The organism is Paenibacillus sp. JCM 10914, from assembly GCF_001315105.1.
Lineage (GTDB): Bacteria > Bacillota > Bacilli > Paenibacillales > Paenibacillaceae > Paenibacillus_AQ.
On record NZ_BAZR01000042.1, the window covers coordinates 22163 to 40525 of the forward strand.

15 protein-coding genes and 1 pseudogene are annotated in these 18363 nt (G+C 53.5%); 12 read left to right on the top strand and 4 right to left on the bottom strand.

What is annotated here, in order from left to right; all coding sequences use genetic code 11:
* The first annotated feature begins 62 nt into the window (after nt 1-62).
* The 10 genes and pseudogenes from JCM10914_RS26085 to ilvA all read left to right on the top strand — a co-directional run bounded on the left by JCM10914_RS26085 (nt 63) and on the right by ilvA (nt 14015).
* On the top strand, nt 63-698 hold the full coding sequence (locus JCM10914_RS26085; protein WP_023966666.1) for an alpha/beta hydrolase: 636 nt from the start codon (nt 63-65) through the stop codon (nt 696-698).
* Nucleotides 699-783: 85 nt separating this feature from the next.
* Entirely contained in the window at nt 784-1731 is a 948-nt protein-coding gene (locus JCM10914_RS26090; RefSeq protein ID WP_023966667.1) for a carbohydrate ABC transporter permease, read from the top strand.
* Nucleotides 1732-1800: 69 nt separating this feature from the next.
* On the top strand, nt 1801-2589 hold the full coding sequence (locus JCM10914_RS26095) for a carbohydrate ABC transporter permease (protein ID WP_052019929.1): 789 nt from the start codon (nt 1801-1803) through the stop codon (nt 2587-2589).
* A gap of 69 nt (nt 2590-2658) precedes the next feature.
* Complete coding sequence (locus JCM10914_RS26100; RefSeq protein WP_036720230.1) at nt 2659-4035, top strand: ABC transporter substrate-binding protein; 1377 nt, start codon at nt 2659-2661, stop codon at nt 4033-4035.
* Between the two features lie 102 nt (nt 4036-4137).
* On the top strand, nt 4138-5949 hold the full coding sequence (locus JCM10914_RS26105; protein ID WP_023966673.1) for a sensor histidine kinase: 1812 nt from the start codon (nt 4138-4140) through the stop codon (nt 5947-5949).
* Nucleotides 5942-7561: a helix-turn-helix domain-containing protein gene (locus JCM10914_RS26110; RefSeq protein ID WP_023966675.1), complete on the top strand. Its 1620-nt coding sequence runs from the start codon at nt 5942-5944 to the stop codon at nt 7559-7561. Before JCM10914_RS26105 ends, JCM10914_RS26110 begins: the two co-directional genes overlap by 8 nt.
* A 22-nt stretch (nt 7562-7583) precedes the next feature.
* Nucleotides 7584-9422, top strand: a complete 1839-nt coding sequence (locus tag JCM10914_RS26115; protein WP_023966677.1) for a heparinase II/III family protein — start codon at nt 7584-7586, stop codon at nt 9420-9422.
* The gene (locus tag JCM10914_RS26120) at nt 9419-10555 is read left to right on the top strand and encodes a glycoside hydrolase family 88 protein (protein ID WP_023966679.1); all 1137 of its coding nucleotides are present in this window, start codon (nt 9419-9421) and stop codon (nt 10553-10555) included. Before JCM10914_RS26115 ends, JCM10914_RS26120 begins: the two co-directional genes overlap by 4 nt.
* A gap of 73 nt (nt 10556-10628) precedes the next feature.
* Nucleotides 10629-12484, top strand: a pseudogene (locus tag JCM10914_RS26125) (DUF2264 domain-containing protein).
* A gap of 262 nt (nt 12485-12746) precedes the next feature.
* Entirely contained in the window at nt 12747-14015 is a 1269-nt protein-coding gene (gene ilvA / locus JCM10914_RS26130; protein ID WP_036720234.1) for a threonine ammonia-lyase IlvA, read from the top strand.
* Between the two features lie 74 nt (nt 14016-14089).
* On the opposite strand, the gene JCM10914_RS26135 is transcribed toward ilvA, so the two are convergent.
* From JCM10914_RS26135 to JCM10914_RS26145, 4 genes are all read right to left on the bottom strand, one after another.
* Nucleotides 14090-15043, bottom strand: coding sequence for a hypothetical protein (locus JCM10914_RS26135; RefSeq protein ID WP_023966685.1), 954 nt, complete (start codon nt 15041-15043; stop codon nt 14090-14092).
* Nucleotides 15044-15119: 76 nt separating this feature from the next.
* Nucleotides 15120-15530, bottom strand: a complete 411-nt coding sequence (locus JCM10914_RS31035; RefSeq protein ID WP_023966687.1) for a hypothetical protein — start codon at nt 15528-15530, stop codon at nt 15120-15122.
* A gap of 14 nt (nt 15531-15544) precedes the next feature.
* Nucleotides 15545-15781: a hypothetical protein gene (locus JCM10914_RS31040; protein ID WP_023966690.1), complete on the bottom strand. Its 237-nt coding sequence runs from the start codon at nt 15779-15781 to the stop codon at nt 15545-15547.
* Nucleotides 15782-15786: 5 nt separating this feature from the next.
* A complete protein-coding gene (locus JCM10914_RS26145) occupies nt 15787-16119 on the bottom strand; it encodes a PadR family transcriptional regulator (RefSeq protein ID WP_023966692.1) in 333 nt (110 codons plus the stop codon).
* A gap of 414 nt (nt 16120-16533) precedes the next feature.
* On the opposite strand from JCM10914_RS26145, the gene JCM10914_RS26150 reads away from it, so the two are divergent.
* Nucleotides 16534-17361, top strand: a complete 828-nt coding sequence (locus JCM10914_RS26150) for a S9 family peptidase (RefSeq protein WP_023966694.1) — start codon at nt 16534-16536, stop codon at nt 17359-17361.
* Nucleotides 17362-17437: 76 nt separating this feature from the next.
* Nucleotides 17438-18214 (top strand): class III extradiol ring-cleavage dioxygenase, encoded by a 777-nt coding sequence (locus JCM10914_RS26155; RefSeq protein ID WP_023966696.1) that lies wholly within the window; start codon nt 17438-17440, stop codon nt 18212-18214.
* Nucleotides 18215-18363: the final 149 nt, after the last annotated feature.

Genomic DNA, 18363 nt, shown 5'->3' on the forward strand with positions numbered 1-18363 from the left:
ATACGTAGACGGATGGAAGAGGGAAGAATAATCCCAAATGATAAGACAAGGGAGCGAACGATATGGAGCATACACATATTTTCCGTCAGGGGACTTCCGAGGAAGCCCCGACGTTACTCTTATTACACGGCACAGGAGGAAATGAAGAGGACTTGCTGCCGCTTGCGGAGCTGATCTCTCCCGCATCGAACGTGCTTGGCGTACGCGGCAACGTGCTGGAGAACGGAATGCCGCGATTTTTCCGGCGACTCGCAGAAGGGGTATTCGACGTGGAGGACCTTGTGCAGAGAACCCATGATCTAGGCCAGTTCCTGGACTGGGCGGCAGTGGAATACGGCTTCGATCGCACCCGAGTCTTAGCGATCGGATATTCCAACGGCGCCAATATCGCGGCCAGTCTGCTGTTCCATTATGGCGATGCGCTGCAAGGGGCCGTTCTTCATCACCCGATGGTTCCACTGCGGGACCACAAGCTGCCAGACCTTAGCGGGGTTCCCGTATTCATTGCGGCAGGTCGACTCGATCCGATGTGCACGCCGCAGGAAAGCGAGGATCTGCATGCGCTGTTGCTCGGTGCCGGTGCGGACGTGAAACTTCACTGGGAGAACGGCGGACATCAGCTAAGCCGTTCGGAAGTCGGAATGGCGGCTGCTTGGTTCAAAGAAAAGTTCCAAGTGAGTCAAGGAAGTAAAAATTAACGTGTATATGATCAAAATACCGTCAACTTGTTGGCGGTATTTTTTTTATACTTGAGCCATCGAAAAATAATCGAGGTGTTCAGACATGGCGCGAACGATACAATCCATCGCCAAGCGAGGTCCGCAGTTAACAGACAGGCGCAAGGAAGGACAATCATTGAAGCGCGGGGAGACGCTATGGGGCTTCGTATTCGTAAGTCCGATGCTGCTCGGAGTAACGGTGCTGGTCCTGTTCCCGATCGTAGCGACGCTCGTGCTGGGCTTCGCCGACTGGAATTTTGTACAGGGCTGGGACGGCATCCGCTGGGTGGGGCTGCAGAACTTTCAGCGATTGCTGGAAGATGACATCTTCATCAAATCCGTACGGAACAACGTCTTGTTCCTGCTTACGGTACCTGTCTACATGATCATCTCCATGCTGCTTGCGATATGGATCGATCGAGTCGTGTATATGAAGGGGTACTTCAAGGTAGCTTACTTCATGCCCTACATCTCGAATATCGTGGCGGTTGCCGTCGTATGGCAGGTTCTGTTCCAGCCCTCCTACGGACCGATCAATGAGCTGCTGCGCAGCATCGGCTTCTCGAATCCACCGAAGTGGATTGCCGATCCGAACTTCGCCCTAGTGTCCATCATGCTGATCACGATCTGGATCTCCATCGGATTCAATCTGATTATCTATATCGCGGGATTGCAGTCGATTCCCAAGGATCTGTATGAGGCGGCGGATATTGATGGGGCTAACGCGTGGACGAAGTTCAGGAGGATTACGCTGCCGCTGCTCTCGCCGACTTCCTTTTTCCTAATGGTGACGGGCATCATCTCCACGTTCAAGGTATTCGATATTATTGCCGTGATGACGCAGGGCGGGCCAATCGGTTCAACGACGATGATGGTATGGTATCTCTACGATACGGCATTCGTGAACCTGAAAGTAGGTTATGCTTCCTCGATCGCCGCTGTCCTGTTCGGATTCGTCATGCTGATTACGTTAGGTCAATGGGCGGCTCAGAAGAAATGGGTCAATTACTAGGAAGGGAGGGACGCTGGCGTGGAAACTCGGATTGGCCTGGACTGGCGCAGACTCATCGTAACGATCCTCATGTTCGGCATCAGCCTGCTGTTCTTGCTGCCGTTCATATGGATGCTGATTACGTCGTTTAAAGTGGAGCGGGACGTGTTTGTGTATCCGATCCAGTGGATTCCCCGCGAGTGGAATGCTGCCGCGAATTATCGAGAGGTCTGGTTCGGAGACTATCCCTTCTACCTCTATTATTGGAACTCCATCAAAGTAAGCGTGCTGACGACCGTTATTTCCTGTATGGTATCTGCGCTGGCTGCGTACGGGTTCTCGAAGATTCGGTTCGCCGCCGGGAACTGGCTGTTCATGATCGTGCTGGTGACCTATATGATCCCGGGCCAAGCGATTCTCATTCCGCAGTTTATCCTGTATCGCAATATCGGGCTGTTCGACAATCACTTCGGCTTGATTATGCTGGGCAGCTTCAGCGTGCTCGGAACGTTCATGCTCAGGCAGTTCTTCATGGGCGTGCACCAGGAGTTCATCGAATCCGCCAAAATCGACGGGGCGAGCCATCCGCGCATATTCTGGTCGATCGCGCTTCCACTCGTGAAGCCGGCCGTTGCGACGTATGCCATTCTCCGGTTTATCTGGACCTGGAATGACTATCAGAATCCGCTGATCTTCCTGCGCACGGATGGACTGTTCACGATTCCGCTGGCGATGCAGAAATTCACGTCCTTGAGCGGAGAGTTCTATTCACTGATCATGGCTGCCGCCGTATCGGCGATATTCCCGCTGCTGATCGTGTTCATCATCGGGCAGAAGAGCGTTATCGAAGGGATTGCGCTCGGCGGGGTGAAGGGCTAAGTAACGACATCAAGATGGCCATAATCCATACAATGATTGATTATCCATTTGGGGAGGGTTATTGAAATGATGACGAACAAGAAATGGTGGAGCGGCCTGCTTGCCGGGGCGATGGTGCTGGGTCTGTTGTCCGGCTGCGGCGCAGCGGGGAACGAAGCGAGCGGCACTGACAATGAGGGGGCAGCCGGAGGGGAAGCGGTGAATCTCAGGTTGTACACTCATGGCACGGAGGAAGCTTACAATTGGAAGAAGACCATTCAAGCCTATCAGGACATCACGCCCGGCGTGACCATCGAACTGGTCCAGCTAAGCGAGAAAGGCGACAGCCAGGAAGCGATGAAGAAGATGGACCTTGAAGCGGCCTCTTCCGCTCAGATGGATATCCTGATGTTCAGCGATCCTGCCGGGTATGCCCAGCGTGTGGCGCTTGGCATGGCCGAACCGCTTGATGAATATATAGCGAAAGACGGATACAGCGTCGAGACGGATTATAAGGTGGATACGCATCTGGATGGAAAAGTGTATGCGCTGCCGGGTAAATTTAACCCATGGTACGTACTGCTGAACAAGGATCATCTCGATGAGGCGGGCCTGCCGGTTCCGACAGACTGGACCTGGGATGACTATGCCGAGTATGCCCTGAAGCTGACCCAAGGGGAAGGAGCGACCAAGCGTTATGGCACCTACTTCCACGGTCCGCAGGGCGGCGGATGGATGGAGTTCCTGAAGCTGAAGATGGCGAACCAGCCGCAGGACGCCGATTTCCTCAAAGCCGACGGCTCTTCCAATCTGGACAATCCGACCTTTCGGGAGACACTGGAACTGAGATTGAAGATGGAGCAAGAGGATCAATCCTCGGTTCCGTATACGGATATCATCTCGCAGAAGCTGAACTACCGCACCCAGTTCTTCAACCAGTCGGCGAGCATGATTACGATTGGAAGCTGGATGAATACCGAGATCGGCGGAACCGACAAAGTGCCGCTAGAATTTAATGTAGCCGTTGCCCCTTACCCGAAAAATAATGCAGCGGATCCGATCGGCCTCACCTCGGTATCCACCGATTATTTGGCGGTAGCCGCGAAGTCGAAGCATAAGGAAGAAGCTTATAAATTCGTCCGCTGGTATACCACGGAAGGACAGATCGTGCAGGGCAAGAACATTCCTTCCTGGCAGCAAGTGAAGAACGATCAGGTGGAAGAGATTATCGATACGATTCTGTCGGGCACCAAGAGCCCTGAGAAGGTCGACAAACCATCCTTGGTGGATACGTTGGTTGTATCAAAGGCTTCGGCTATCGTTCCTCCATCGTCTTATCAGGCCGAGGTATACGAAGCGGTGAATGAGGAATACGAGAAGCTGATTCTCGGTAATCAAGATATCGATGCCACGATCCAGAGCGTGCAGGAACGGGTGAACAAAATTATCGATTCGAACAAAAAATGATCTGGTATAATAATGAAAAAGTCAGGGGCGAGCTTTCGCCCCTTTTGTCGTAAGGAAAGGCAATCTTAAAGATTTGGACGTTATTTGCCCGAGGTGAACCCTATGCTTGAACGCCTGCAACGATTCGTGTCCGGATCGATCCGCCATAAGCTAGTCGCAGCTTCGATTGTGTGCATTGTCGTACCGGCGATTGTTAGCCTGATTCTGTACAATTCGTTGACGAAGGAAGCGCTGAAGCAGCAGGCCGTCTCCAATGCCGAAGATGCACTGCAACTCGTTCGCGGTTCGGTCACGAATCTGCTCTTGAGCAAGCTGAATATCGCGAACTACATTCAAGTGAATTCGACACTGAACTCGTATTTCAAACAAGTGGCCTCCGGCAATGAGGATGAGGACCCATATCGCCGGTTTATCGAATCCCATCGGGTGCTTGAGCTGCTGGACAGCTTGACCGTGGTCGGCGAGCATAGTTATGTGACGGTATTGCTTACGAACGGGTCCTATTACATGAACTATTCCGTAAGCGATTACAATCCATTGGAATACCGGGAACAATCTTGGTTCGCGGGCATTCGTGAGTTGAGGGGATTGGAATCGTTGTGGACGGGACCGGAAGAGACCGTATTCCGCTCCGATCGGATCGATCGTCCGTATCAATTGTCGGTCGTACGCACATTGCGGCTTCCGGATTCGGAGATCTACGGTTACGTCATCGTCACCTTTACGGAAGATCAGATCAGCGGCATATTCAACTCGCTCTCCGACGGCAGTGATGTGCTGATGCTCGATGAACAAGGGACGATTGTGTCAAGCAGTCATCCGGAGGATATCGGCAGTACGTTCGACTATATGAACGACGGAAGTTCCGAACCGTATTCGATTGTGCCGATGAACGGAGAGAAGTATCTGATGGTACAGCAGGACATCCCGTCGGCTGGATGGCGATTGGTGCTGATGCAGCCGTACAAGGATGCGATCGTGAATATCAACGCTATTTTTACGCGGGTGTTTATGTTTCAGATGTGCTTCTTCCTGATCTTCATGCTGCTGTTGATCAGCCTGGTGCGCACGTTCACAAGACCGCTCGTCCGTCTCGGTAAGGTTGTAACGGCAGTTCAACGCGGGAATCTGGAGGTTCGCTCGAACATAAACGGCAATGACGAGATCGGCCGGTTAGGCCACTTATTCGATGATATGCTGGAGCGGTTCAAGCGGATGATCGCCGAAATATCCGACAATCAGAACCGCAAACGTACCGCGGAGCTGAAAATGCTGCAGGCGCAGATCCATCCGCACTTTCTATTCAATGTGCTGAATTCCATTCGGATGAAGGTCATGAAACGCGGGGACCGCGACAGCGCTCAAATGATCGGCTCTCTATCGATGCTGCTGCGCATGACCATCAGCCGGGAAGAAGATGAGATCGATCTGCACGAGGAGATTGAGCTGATCTCGCATTATGTGGCACTGATGAATCTGCGGCAGAAGGAGGAGATTCGGCTCATCTTGAATATTGCACCGGAGGCCATGCTATTCAAGGTTCCGCGGTTGTTTCTGCAGCCGATCGTTGAGAATGCCCTTATCCATGGATTGCACAGGCAGGCGGGGACGGTTGAGATCACGGCAGAGATGCAGCCATCAGGGATTAGGCTTAGCGTCCAGGATGACGGGGTTGGCATGGACGACAAGGTATTGGAGTCCATCACCCGGAAGCTGGAGAACCTGCCTTCGGTGATAGCGAAGGATGAGGCGATGGGCGGCAGCTTCTCCCGCATTGGGCTGCAGAATGTGATGGAGCGCATGCGGATGGTGTTCGGGGAGCGGTATCAGTGCAAGGTTTATAGTAAGCCCGGTCAAGGAACGGTGGTCGAAATGCTCATACCTGAGAGAGGGAAGGTCGATGCCGATGTATAACGTAATGCTGGTGGACGATGATTACCCGGTTATCGAATTGTTATCCGAGCACATTGCTTGGAGCGAGCTGGGACTGAATCTGATGGGCAGTTATGAGAATGGCTGGAGTGCATGGGAGCATGCCCGGCTGGCACCGCCGGATATTCTGATTACGGACATTGGCATGCCGAGGATGAACGGGCTGGAGCTGTCGGCTCGCATTAAAGAGGTGAAGGCGGATGTGAGAATCGCGATCCTCTCTTGCCATAACGAGTTTCAATATGCTCAGCAAGCCATGCGACTTAACGTGCAAGATTATCTGCTCAAGGATGCGCTGGACCCGCAGGAACTAGCCGAGCTGCTGTTGCGTTTCAAACGATCCATCGATGAGGAGACCCAGCAGGGCTGGGAGCGTTCGCGACTGACCCATCTGGTGGATGAAACGCGGGAGCTGCGCAAGGAGCAGCGTCTGAAGAACTTTATACATCAGCCCTTGTTATCGTCGGAGCAATGGCAGCGGGAATGGCTGGAATATGGGGTGCTGGCTCAGGATAACCACTGCCTGCCCGTGATCGGTTACGTGGAGGACTTTCGAATCATTAAACAGCGATTTGCTTCGGACCAGACCCTGCATTTCGCTATCGGCAATGTGCTGCGCGAGGTGCTGCACGAGTTAAAGCCGGAAGCGGTGCATATCGGTTATGACGTGAAGACGTCACTGCTATTGTTCACGTGTAAGCCGGGTTTGAAGTTTAATATATACGCCGAGGTGTCAGCCGGTCTTCAGCGTATACAGTCCGTCCTTGAACGAGTACTCAAGGTACGCATGTCGTTTGTGATCGGTCATCCGTGCGATGATCCAAGCTCGCTCAAGGCGGTGCTGAATCAACTGCTTGGCAACGAAGAACAGCGGTTCTATCTCGAGCCGGGCCAAGCCGTGAAAGCAGCCTTTCGAGATGAAGAAGGGCAGGGACATGGCGATCTGTTTGCCTACTATGATCAAGCCAGTTCGGAGCTGCGGGACGCATTGCTCGGCGAAGAAGCGTGCCATGCTACACATCAAGCGATTGAGCGATGGATCTCGTTCATCCGCAGCAACGGATATGCGCCGGAAACGGTAAAGGATTGGCTGCTTAAGCTACTGCTCGATCTGAAGCTGAAGCTCCAGTTATTGCAATCGTTGTCGCCATCTTATACGGCCGATACCCTGCATAAGGAAATGGTCGGGATGGATTCCTTGAACGAACTGCGCACTTGGTTGATCATCCATATGGATGCGATGGCCCAGCGCTTGAGCAGCGGGTTCGCAGGCAGTCGCAGAGCGGAGGTCGCCGAGGCATGCAAATACGTATCGCTCCGGCTGCATCAGCGGATCACGCTGGATGAGGTCGCCGGATTCCTTCATCTGAATTCCAGTTATTTCAGCCGGATGTTCAAGAAGGAGACGGGGGTTACTTTTATTGAGTATGTGACGCGGATGAAGATGGAACGGGCCAAGGAGCAGCTTCGTCAAACCGGACGGACCGTGGCCGAGATCTGTGAGGGTCTTGCATATGACAACGTAAGTTATTTCATTAAGACGTTCAAGGCCAACTCAGGTGCAACGCCAAGCGAGTTCAGGGAGAGATCTTGAAGGATGAGAGGGGAGGTAAGAGATGATGCACGGCTGGGAACTTAAGCTGGATTCTCTCATGAATCGGATAGTTCCGGCGGACGCCTCTTTGTATTATCCGAATGGGGACGGATGCTCATTCTGGGAAGAAGTACGGCATAACGCCAGCTACGAAGCAGATGGGGTACAGCTCCGAGAGGAGGGGAAGCGACTCCTGAACCAACCGATGCCGCTGCTTACTTATGATTTGTTCACCGTGTATGCACGGCAGGGAACGAGACTGGAGTATGAGCGTGTCTATTTCGAGCGCAGGCGACGATTGAATACGTTCACCTTGCTAACGCTGCTGGAGCCTGATGCGGGTACGTATCGTCAGGCGCGAGACGAGATGCTGTGGGCGATATGCGACGAATTCACATGGTGCCTGCCAGCGCATCTAGGCACGGAATCTGCGGCAGAGATAAGGGAGACCATCGACTTATTCAGCGCGGAGACGGGCTTCGCGCTAAGCGAAATCCGGGTGCTGCTCGGAGGGGATTTGCCGCCCTTGCTCGTGTCGCGCATCCACGATGAAGTGTCGCGGAGGTTATTTGATCCTTACCTGCGGCATACGTTCGGCTGGGAGACGGCCACTCATAATTGGTCGGCGGTATGCGCGGGCTCGATCGGCGCTGCGGCACTGCTTCTGCTTGACGACCGTGATCGGCTGAAGGAGATTCTGCTTAAATCGCAGCAGAGCATGGACTATTACCTACAAGGCTTCGGCAGCGACGGGGCTTGCCTGGAAGGGCTCGGGTATTGGAATTACGGGTTCGGATATTTTGTGTATTACGCCGATCTGCTTAAACAGCGTAGTAACGGGGAGATCGACTGGTTCGGGAAAGAGAAGGTGGGCAGGATCGCGGCGTTTCAGCAAAGCTGTTACCTTGGCGGGAAGCATGTGGCGAATTTCTCCGATTCTTCGCCGGAGGGGAGTTTACATATTGGTCTATCGCACCGATTGGCCGCACGTTATGAGGACATCGACGTGCCGCTGGAGCATCTTCGAGCCCCGTATGTTGAAGATCACTGCAGCCGCTGGGCACCTGCCTTACGCAATTGGATATGGCGAGACCCCGGGCAGCAAGGCCAGGATTGGGCAGAGGCAGACTATTATTTGCCCGATGCGCAGTGGATGATCTCCAGAGTACAGCATGAGGGCGAAGGTTATGCCTTCGCAGCCAAGGGTGGTCATAATGCCGAGCCGCACAACCATAATGATCTGGGGCATTTCATTCTGTATGGAGCCGGCGCGATCTGGTGCGCAGACCTTGGCTGCGGCGAGTATACGGTGGATTATTTTGGAGAGGGGAGATACGGCTACGACTGCAACGGTTCGCAAGGGCATTCGGTTCCGATCATTGACGGACATTACCAGGAAGCGGGCGGAAGCAGTCGCGCGGTCGTGCTGGACGCTGTGACCGGGGAGAAGCAGGTCATGTTGAAGCTGGATCTGACTTCGGCTTACCGTGTACCGCTGCTTCGCAAGTATACGAGAGAGTTCCAGTGGAATAAACAAGGTGCAAGGCCAGAACTGCGAATTCAGGATCGCTTCGAGTTCAGGGAGACCCCGGGCTGCTTGACGGAGCGAATTGTTACTAGATGGAGACCGGAGCGGTGCTTGGTTGACGGCGTGAATCTCGTTAAACTTGGCGGCGGGCTTGTCATTCATTATGACGGTGCACAAGTGGACGCGGATATCCAAGAGCATTGGTTCCGTGATCATCACGGCGCTAATGCCGCTTGGTACTCGGTCGATCTTCATATGAAGCAGCCGGGCATGGACGTCAGTATGGATATGCGATTTGAATATGCGTCATTGAAGGGAGTAGAGGAGAAATGAAGACAGCGGTGGCATTGGATTGGTTGACGGAAGCGTGGGTAAAGTCGCTTCAGAAAACACAGCGGAATGTACGACGCATCGGGGATGGGTTCCCGCATGCGAGCCAGAACGGGCGCTATCAATTGGAGGCACCGCACTGGTGGACGGCTGGCTTCTGGCCGGGCCTGCTATGGCTGCTCTATAACGACAGCGGTGAGCCGGAACTAAGAGAGGCCGCCGAGCGCTGTGAACTTAAGCTGGATGAGGTACTGAACGATTATGTGAGACTGGACCATGATCTTGGTTTCATGTGGACCCTTACGAGCATCGCTGCCTATAAGCTAACCGGAAATGAAGCGTCTAAGGTGCGTGCTCTTAAGGCAGCGAACTACCTGGCCGCGCGCTTCAATATCAAGGGTCAATACATTCGGGCGTGGAACCCCTGGTCTGAGAGGGAGGACAATGCAGGTCTGGCCATTATCGACTGCGCCATGAATATGCCGCTTTTGTTCCTCGCTTCCGAGATTAGCGGCGATCCGCGGTATCGGCATATAGCGGAAGCCCATATGGACACGGTAGTCAGAGACTTCGTCCGCGCGGACGGCTCGGTCTATCATATCGTGCGATATGATCCGAATACCGGTGAGCGCTTGGAAGGGATTGGGGGACAGGGCTTTGCACCGGAATCGGCCTGGTCCAGAGGAACGGCGTGGGCGATTTACGGCCTGACACTGGCCTATCATCACACGGGCAAGCCGATGTACCTGGACACGGCCAAGACGGTCGCCCATTTCTTCCTGGCGAATCTGCCGGACGATCATGTTCCGCTCTGGGATTTCCGGGCACCGGATGAGGCGCGGACCTACCGTGATTCCTCGGCAGGCGCTTGCGCCGCCAGCGGCTTGCTGCTGCTGGCTGACAAGGTGGATGCTGGGGAAGGCGCGTTGTATCGCCAATCCGCGCTGCGGATGCTGGAGTCGCTGTACCGCAATTATGGAGCCTGGGACAACGATGAAGAGGAGGGGCTGATTCTGCATGGCACCAGCCATTATCCGGAAGGGCAGAACATCGACGTGCCGCTAATCTACGGCGACTTTTTCTTTGTGGAAGGCTTGGCACGGCTGAGTGAGAAGGGGCCTTTCTACTGGGAATAGGATCGAACTTGTCTATCAAGGAAGGAGTCTAGGTATGGACCAGCATAAGATTCAGCGGCATCCTCTCGGTACGATGTATCATCCGGTCGCTTTTAATCCACTGCGGAGCAGGAAGGACGTGCAAGTAGCGCTCGGAGAATTGCTTCTGCCTTTGCAGCCTTATTACAGCAAGGGCCGGGCCCGCTTGTCCATCGGCCAGGCGAGTGCGGCTTACTCCGCGGATATCGCGGAAATGGAGGGCTTCTCCCGCGTGTTATGGGGGCTCGTACCCGCTGTAGCCGGCGGGGAGTTCGAGCAGCAGTGGGAGTTATGCTGGATGGAATTCGGGCGGGTACCGATCCGGATCACGAAGAGTATTGGGGCGCAGTGTCGGATTATGACCAGCGGCTCGTGGAGATGGCTGTATTCGGTCTGGCGCTGGCCTTGGTGCCGGATCGGATTTGGGGTCCGCTTAGTAAGCAGGAGCGTTCCAATCTGTATGCATGGCTGAACCAGATCAATCAGCATCCTTGTTACGATTGCAATTGGCTGTTCTTCCAGGTGCTTGTCAATGTCGGGTTTCATCAAGCAGGCTTGCCTTACGATGCGGAGCAGATGGAGCGGAATCTGGAACGCATCGACGACTTCTATCTGGCCGACGGCTGGTACAGCGATGGTCCAGGCGGCCATTGCGATTATTATGGTCCATTCGGCATCCATTATTACAGCCTTCTCTATGCGAAGCTGATGGGGGATGAAGATCCGATACGGGCGGAGCGCTATATGCTGCGGTCGGCTGCTTTTGCCAAGGACTTTATCCATTGGCATGCCCCTGATGGGGCAGCCATTCCTTATGGTCGCAGCCTGACTTACCGTTTCGCACAGTCAGCCTTCTGGTCGGCGGCGGCTTTCGCTGGGCTGGATGCGTATTCGCCAGGGATCATGAAGGGACTTGTGCTTCGGAATCTTAGATGGTGGCTTCAGCAGCCGATGTTGGATCGGGAAGGGATATTGACGGTTGGGTATGCGTATCCGAATCAGATCATGTCGGAGAATTACAATTCTCCCGGCTCTTCGTATTGGGCGTTGAAGACTTTTCTAATATTGGCCCTGCCGGAGGAGCATCCTTTCTGGATGCAGCCGGAAGGGGAGCTGCCCGCATTGGAGCGCATTTCGGTACAGAAGCCTGCTCATCTCGTCGTATGCCGTCAATTGGAAACCGGGCATGCCGCTGCCTTTAATACAGGTCATCCTACGACGAATGAACATACGCATACGTCGGCGAAATATGAGAAATTCGTCTACTCCAGTGCGTTCGCCTTCAGTGTTCCAAGAGCCGAATGGGGGCTCGCTCAAGGAGCCTATGATTCGATGCTTGCCTTAAGTGAAGGCGATCAGCTCTTTCGAGCCAAACGGCGTGCGGAGGAGTCATGGATTCAAGATCATGTGCTCTATGCCAGATGGAGACCATGGGCGGATGTCGAGGTGTCCACGTGGATCGTAGCGGGACTACCTTGGCATATCCGCATTCATCGACTCCGCACGGCGAGGGTGCTGGATGCTGCCGAGGGAGGTTTTGCCGTTGGAATCGGCGATGATGGTTGTAAGGTAACGACGAATGGGACGGAGGCTTCCGCCGCCACCGTTTGGGGAACGAGCGCGGTGCGCAGCCTTCTCGGTTATGATGACGCGGAGGTCATCCATGCGCAAGCGAATACCAACCTGCTGCATCCTCGAACGGTCATTCCGACCCTAAGGGTCAAGCTGGCGCCAGGAACACATTGGATCATATCGGCTGTATATGGAGAACCGGCAGGCTGCGATTTTGAAGACTCTTCCGTTGTCGGGTATGGCAGTCCCGCGCTCGATGAGCTTGGTGTCAGTATTGACGAGAATAAGGTGGAGATCTTGACCGTTTCGGGGAAAACGATGGAGCTTATTATGGAATAGACGCAGCGTGTCATACAATCAGGGTTGGGGTGTTTCCCCAGCCCTGATTTTTATATAGATTAGCCCTGTGCCATGCTACCTCGCATGATTGCAGAGGGACCGCGAGATGCAAGAAACCGACTAGGCTTAATGCGCTGTGTGTGAAAACAGTCAGAAAAGGGCGAGATATTTTCAAAAAAAATGATACAATGAAAGAAGAGATATATAGTCAGCAGGATGAATGAACGCATACCTGGCAGCGAAGTGGAGTGTGATCGGGAGAATGGAAGAGACGCATACAACGAAACAAGCAGTTAGCATGGAGGACATCGTACGTGCACACCACGTGCTGCGCGAAGTCATTGTGCGGACACCGCTGCAGCGAGATGCTGTATTATCGGCCAAATATGATTGCGACGTTTATCTAAAGCGCGAAGATTTGCAAGTGGTCCGCTCCTTCAAGATTCGGGGAGCCTACAATATGATTCGCAATCTGTCCGAGGAAGAGCGCAATAAGGGCATTGTGTGCGCAAGTGCCGGGAACCACGCGCAAGGCGTGGCTTTCTCCTGCAATGCACTTAATATTCAGGGGAAAATCTATATGCCGAGCACGACCCCGAACCAGAAGGTGAAGCAGGTCAAGCGCTTCGGCGGCGGCAGCGTTGAGGTTATCCTTACAGGCGATACGTTCGATGATGCTTACGACGAGGCGATTAAGGCATGCGAGGAGTACGGCATGGCCTTTATTCATCCGTTCGACCAGGCGAAGATCATCGCCGGTAACGGAACGATTGGCATGGAGGTTATGGAGGAACTGGATGCGCCAGCCGATTATATGTTTGTCACGATCGGCGGCGGCGGGCTCGCAGCAGGCGTGGCGACGTACGTGAAGACGGTTAGTCCGGCTACGCAAGTGATCGGGGTCGAACCGCTTGGGGCGGCATCGATGATCCAGTCGAAGAACCAGGGCGAAGTCGTGACCATGAACGAAATCGACAAGTTTGTCGACGGGGCCGCGGTAAAACGAGTGGGCCAGCTCACCTATGAGATATGCAATGAATTGGTCGACGATATCGTCACGGTACCGGAAGGCAAAGCGTGCACAACGATTCTGGAGCTGTACAACGAGAATGCGATTGTCGTGGAGCCGGCCGGGTCGCTGCCTGTGGCAGCGCTTGATATGAATCGTGACCTGATCCGCGGGAAGACGGTGGTCTGCATCATCAGCGGCGGCAATAACGATATTGACCGGATGCAGGAGATCAAGGAGCGTTCCTTGATCTATGAAGGATTGAAGCATTATTTCATGATCAACTTTCCGCAGCGTGCGGGGGCGCTGCGGGAATTCCTCGCAGAAGTGCTGGGGCCGGATGATGATATCGCCCGGTTCGAATATACCAAGAAGCATAACAAGGAAGACGGGCCGGCGCTGGTTGGCATCGAGCTCCTCAGACCGGAGGATTATGGACCGTTGGTGGAGCGGATGCAGCGTAAGGGTTTGGATTATACCGAGCTGAACAAGAATATGAATCTGTTCAATCTGCTGATTTAACAAGAATGGCGTGCACAGGGTAGAGTCCCGATGCACGCCATTTTTACGTGGAATAAGCTATGGGTTGGATCAGATCATACGTCGAGCGGCACGGCCTTGGACCGATGTTGCTGGACTTCCTCTGTTAAGCGGTCTTGGTTAGCTTTGAGCACATCAGACCATTCTTTCAATTTGCTCAGGAAAGCGTGGTCGGCAACATCCTTGCCCGCTAACGCCTTGTCCAGCGCCTGACGCGCCTTCGGGTCGAGTTGATTGTTCTCATACATAAACAGCGGCGTGTTATTGTAGCCATAGAACAGGCTTAATTCGGTGAAGCGAAGCATGCGCTCTACGTCCGCCACGCGGTTGGATTTAGGATAGGATTGCAGAAAATTCTCCTGGGCTACGCCACGCTGAATCACTTCGGACCAAGAAATCACCAGGGCGCCATCGTTAACGGCGACTTTCTCGGATTCAACGACCATGATGTCGATATAGGCTCGGATATCTTGATTGATGTAAGGCTTGTAGATCTCCAGGCTCTTATAGTCGACAATGGGGAACACAACCCCTTCGGTTGTATGCAGCTTGTAGCCGCCATCTCGTAGATTGATCAGCATCTGTTTCAGGGCGTCATTCTTTATTTTGTTAATTGTGGTTTGAATCGATTCACCGTACTTGTACAGCTTCATCAGTTCGTCCTGAATGCCAATCTTATAGATCGCATCCGTTTTGGCTGAGAGTGCCTTATCGATGGCGTTCTCCAGCTTCAAGACCAGCATGGTTGCCTGATACGGCGTGACACTGCGGATATGCTTGGTAATATACGCTTTGGCATAGGCGACGTCTTGTTCTTTCAATAACTTCGTCGCTTTGTTGTAGACGGCATTGCCAAAGGCGGTTGCTTTGTTTGAAGATGCAGCCCCTTGCGTGGCTTCCGCTTCATTGACAGGTGCCGCGTCAGCAGCATTAATAGTAGATAGAATCCCAGCAGGAAGAGTGAGGGTAAGTGCGAGAATGGCGGCTGCCGCGGATTTGTTGGCTTTCATAATATTATTTCCTCCTTTTACCACACATTACCCTTATCCTATCATTTATTGCTGCCGGGCGAATGACGAGTTTGTATTATTTGCTCGAAAACAGGAATTTCGTCCCGGCGATTCCGACTAGAAAAATAACAAGGCTAACCCAAGGAGCTACCGTCAGCACTGGGAGCAGTCGTCCGAGGAACACGCCTACGATCAGAATGGCGACGGTAATGGCCACATAGATCCCCATATCACGCACATTGATTTTGCGCTGCTCGTTCTCGGGCTGAAACGTATCGTTCTTCATCCAGCGTAATAGGGCATGGATCAGGACGTACGAGCCGCCTGCAATCAGAACGAGCGTGGAGATGCGAATCTGTGTCATCCGTTCGACGGGGCCGCCCGCCCAGATCGTTATGAAGCCGACCAGCGCTTGCACGAAGAAGAACCATGTGAGTGCAATCCAGGGGATCATCAGGTGATGCTGCAAGCTGCTTAAGCCTTTCATTCTGGGCAGATGCTCTACGAGTTCCTGACAGTAGCTTTCGGGTCGTCGCCAAATACCTCCTGCGCCGTCTTGCCCTTGGCCTGCGCTTCGAGCAGATGTTCGGCCAACTCTAGCAGCAGCTCCTCACCCTTGGCTTCCTGAATGGCACTGCTACGAATATAGACAACCATATCCTGGTAGTAATCCAGATTGCTCGGTGTCATTTCATCTTGAAGCTTGTTGTTCTGTTTAATCATCTGTTTCGTATTCATTACGGTTATCCTCCGGATGTTAAGATGTGATCGACGCTCTCTTTCAGTGTTCCCCAATGTCGTTTGAATTGCAGCAGAACGTCCCGGCCTTTATCGGTCAGCTGATAGTATTTGCGCGGCGGGCCCCCTGCGCCGGGAGCTGGCCGGATCGTGCCCGCGATCAGTTGTTCCTTCTGCATCCGCAGCAGCAATGGATAGATGCTGCCTTCGCTTACAAAGTGAAGCCCGCTGTCTTCCAGGAGCGTACTTAACTCATAACCGTATATTTCGCGGTCTTCCATGAGGGCGAGTATGCAGCCTTCGAGAATACCTTTTAGCATCTGACTCTGGGTCGTCATCGATGGGTATGCCTCCTAACTATATGGTAATACAAGGTAATTGGACGCACAGGTTCATGGGACGGAAACGATGTAGGGCATGCGATAGTTGTGCATCGACTGACTGATGTATCGAGTTAGAGCATAGTAGGCTAGGCACGAGTGAAAAGGATCGCTTGATTCGAAGTTTTGTTCATAAAAAGGATCAGATGGCCTGCTAGCTTGCAATGCAATATATCATACGACAGACCATCTTGCCATGCAAGTTAGTGTGATCAATGGCGTTAAGTTACGGTGAGTTCGCCGGTTATTTAATAGCCGCTGCAGGCTCAGTAACCCTCGTTGACAATCTATTTATACGGTGATAAGATTAATCCATATTAAACTTATCGGAATTATTAATATTAACATTGCGCATTTCGAGGAGGACTGGACATGGAGCGACAAATTACGATCCGTCATCAACAGGAGGAGCTGACAGCGACTATACATTACCCGCCGGAAGCGGGGGATCAAGGCAACGGCTGTCGCAGGGTCCCGCTCGTGATTATCTGCCACGGCTTCGTGGGGAGCCGGATTGGCGTGGACCGGTTATTCGTGAAGGCGGCGCGTGCCTTTGCAGAGGATGGCAACATGGTCATTCGCTTTGATTATATCGGCTGTGGCGAGAGTTCCGGCAACTATGGCAGCGAAGGCTTGGAGTCCATGATTGCCCAGACGCGGACGGTGCTGGAGTATGGACTCAGCTGTGCTGACGTCGATTCGAAGCGCATTACGCTGGTGGGACATAGCCTGGGCGGCGCGGTAGCTCTACAGACGGCGGTCCGCGATCGGCGCGTGAAACAGCTGGTTCTCTGGTCAGCGGTAGGCTATCCATTCAATGACATTGTCAAAATCACAGGAAGAGACGTGTATGATACTTCCGTCAATTCGGGTTCGGCCGACTATCTCGGTTATGAATTCACGCCCGTATTCTTCGATTCCTTGGCGCAGGGACAGCCGTTCCAGGAGGCGATCAAGTTCTCGGGCAACGTACTCGTGGTGCACGGCACCTCGGATGAGGTCATTCCAGTCGACTATGCATTCCTGTTCCAGAAGGTGTTCTGGATGCGTCCGGAAGGCCGCTGCGATAAGGAGATTATTTTTCAGGCAGATCATACGTATTCCGCCGGACCGCAGCGCGAGTTGCTGCTGGAGCGCACTCGGAATTGGCTGGGTGAGCAAGTGCAGATCGAGCAGGAGTGGCAGCATTGGATGATCTAGTAAGTTACTTGGCATCTTGGGCGGTTTAACGTTACAATAGAGATGTCCCTTGATATTGAAGCTGGAGGTGGCATCAATGACGTTACCCGCTCTATTCATTGCCCATGGTTCGCCGATGATGGCCATGGAGGAGAACGAGTACACCCGTTTCCTGACCGACCTGGGACGGGAGTTGCCGGTTCCTAAGGCCATCGCCGTATTCTCCGCGCACTGGGATGAGCCGAATCAGCGGCTAACCGGCGATGAGAAGCATGAGACGATGCACGATTTTTATGGTTTCCCAGAGGAGATGTACCGAATTAAGTATCCTGCACCGGGCAGTTCAGCGCTTGCTGAAGACATAGCCCGCAGGTTCGAGGCGGGGAATCTGCAAGCCCAGGCGGTACATGGCCGTGGACTCGATCATGGCGTATGGGTGATCTTGCAGATGATGTATCCGAATGCGGATATTCCGGTAGTGGCACTATCTGTCGATTCCAAGCGTTCACCCAAAGAGCAGTACGCGATTGGCGTGATGCTAGCGGAGCTGCGTGAGGAAGGTATACTGATCATCGGCAGCGGCGGTTTGGTGCACAACCTGCGCATGGTCCACCAGAGCGAGGAGCCGGATGCTTGGGCTGTGGCGTTCGATGAGTGGATCGGGGCTCAACTGGCCGATTGGAATCTGCCTGAGCTGTTTGCCTACGACAAGAAAGCACCCCACGCCCGTGAAGCCGTGCCATCTTACGGAACGGAGCATTTCGCGCCATTGTTCTATGCGATGGGGGCGGCGGATAACGGCCGTCAGGCGCAGCGATTATTTCAAGCTTATCAATACGGCAGTCTGAGTCTGAACTGCTGGTCATTTAAATAAAAGGAGAAGCCGGGCTTGGTCGTCAAGCCCGGCTTATTTATTGTGGTAGCGCAATCGCGCCGCCGGAACGTAGCAAGTCCCCGAGAGGGACTTGTGGTAGCGCAAAAGCGCCGCTGGAGTGCAGCAAGTCCCCGAGAGGGACTTGTGCA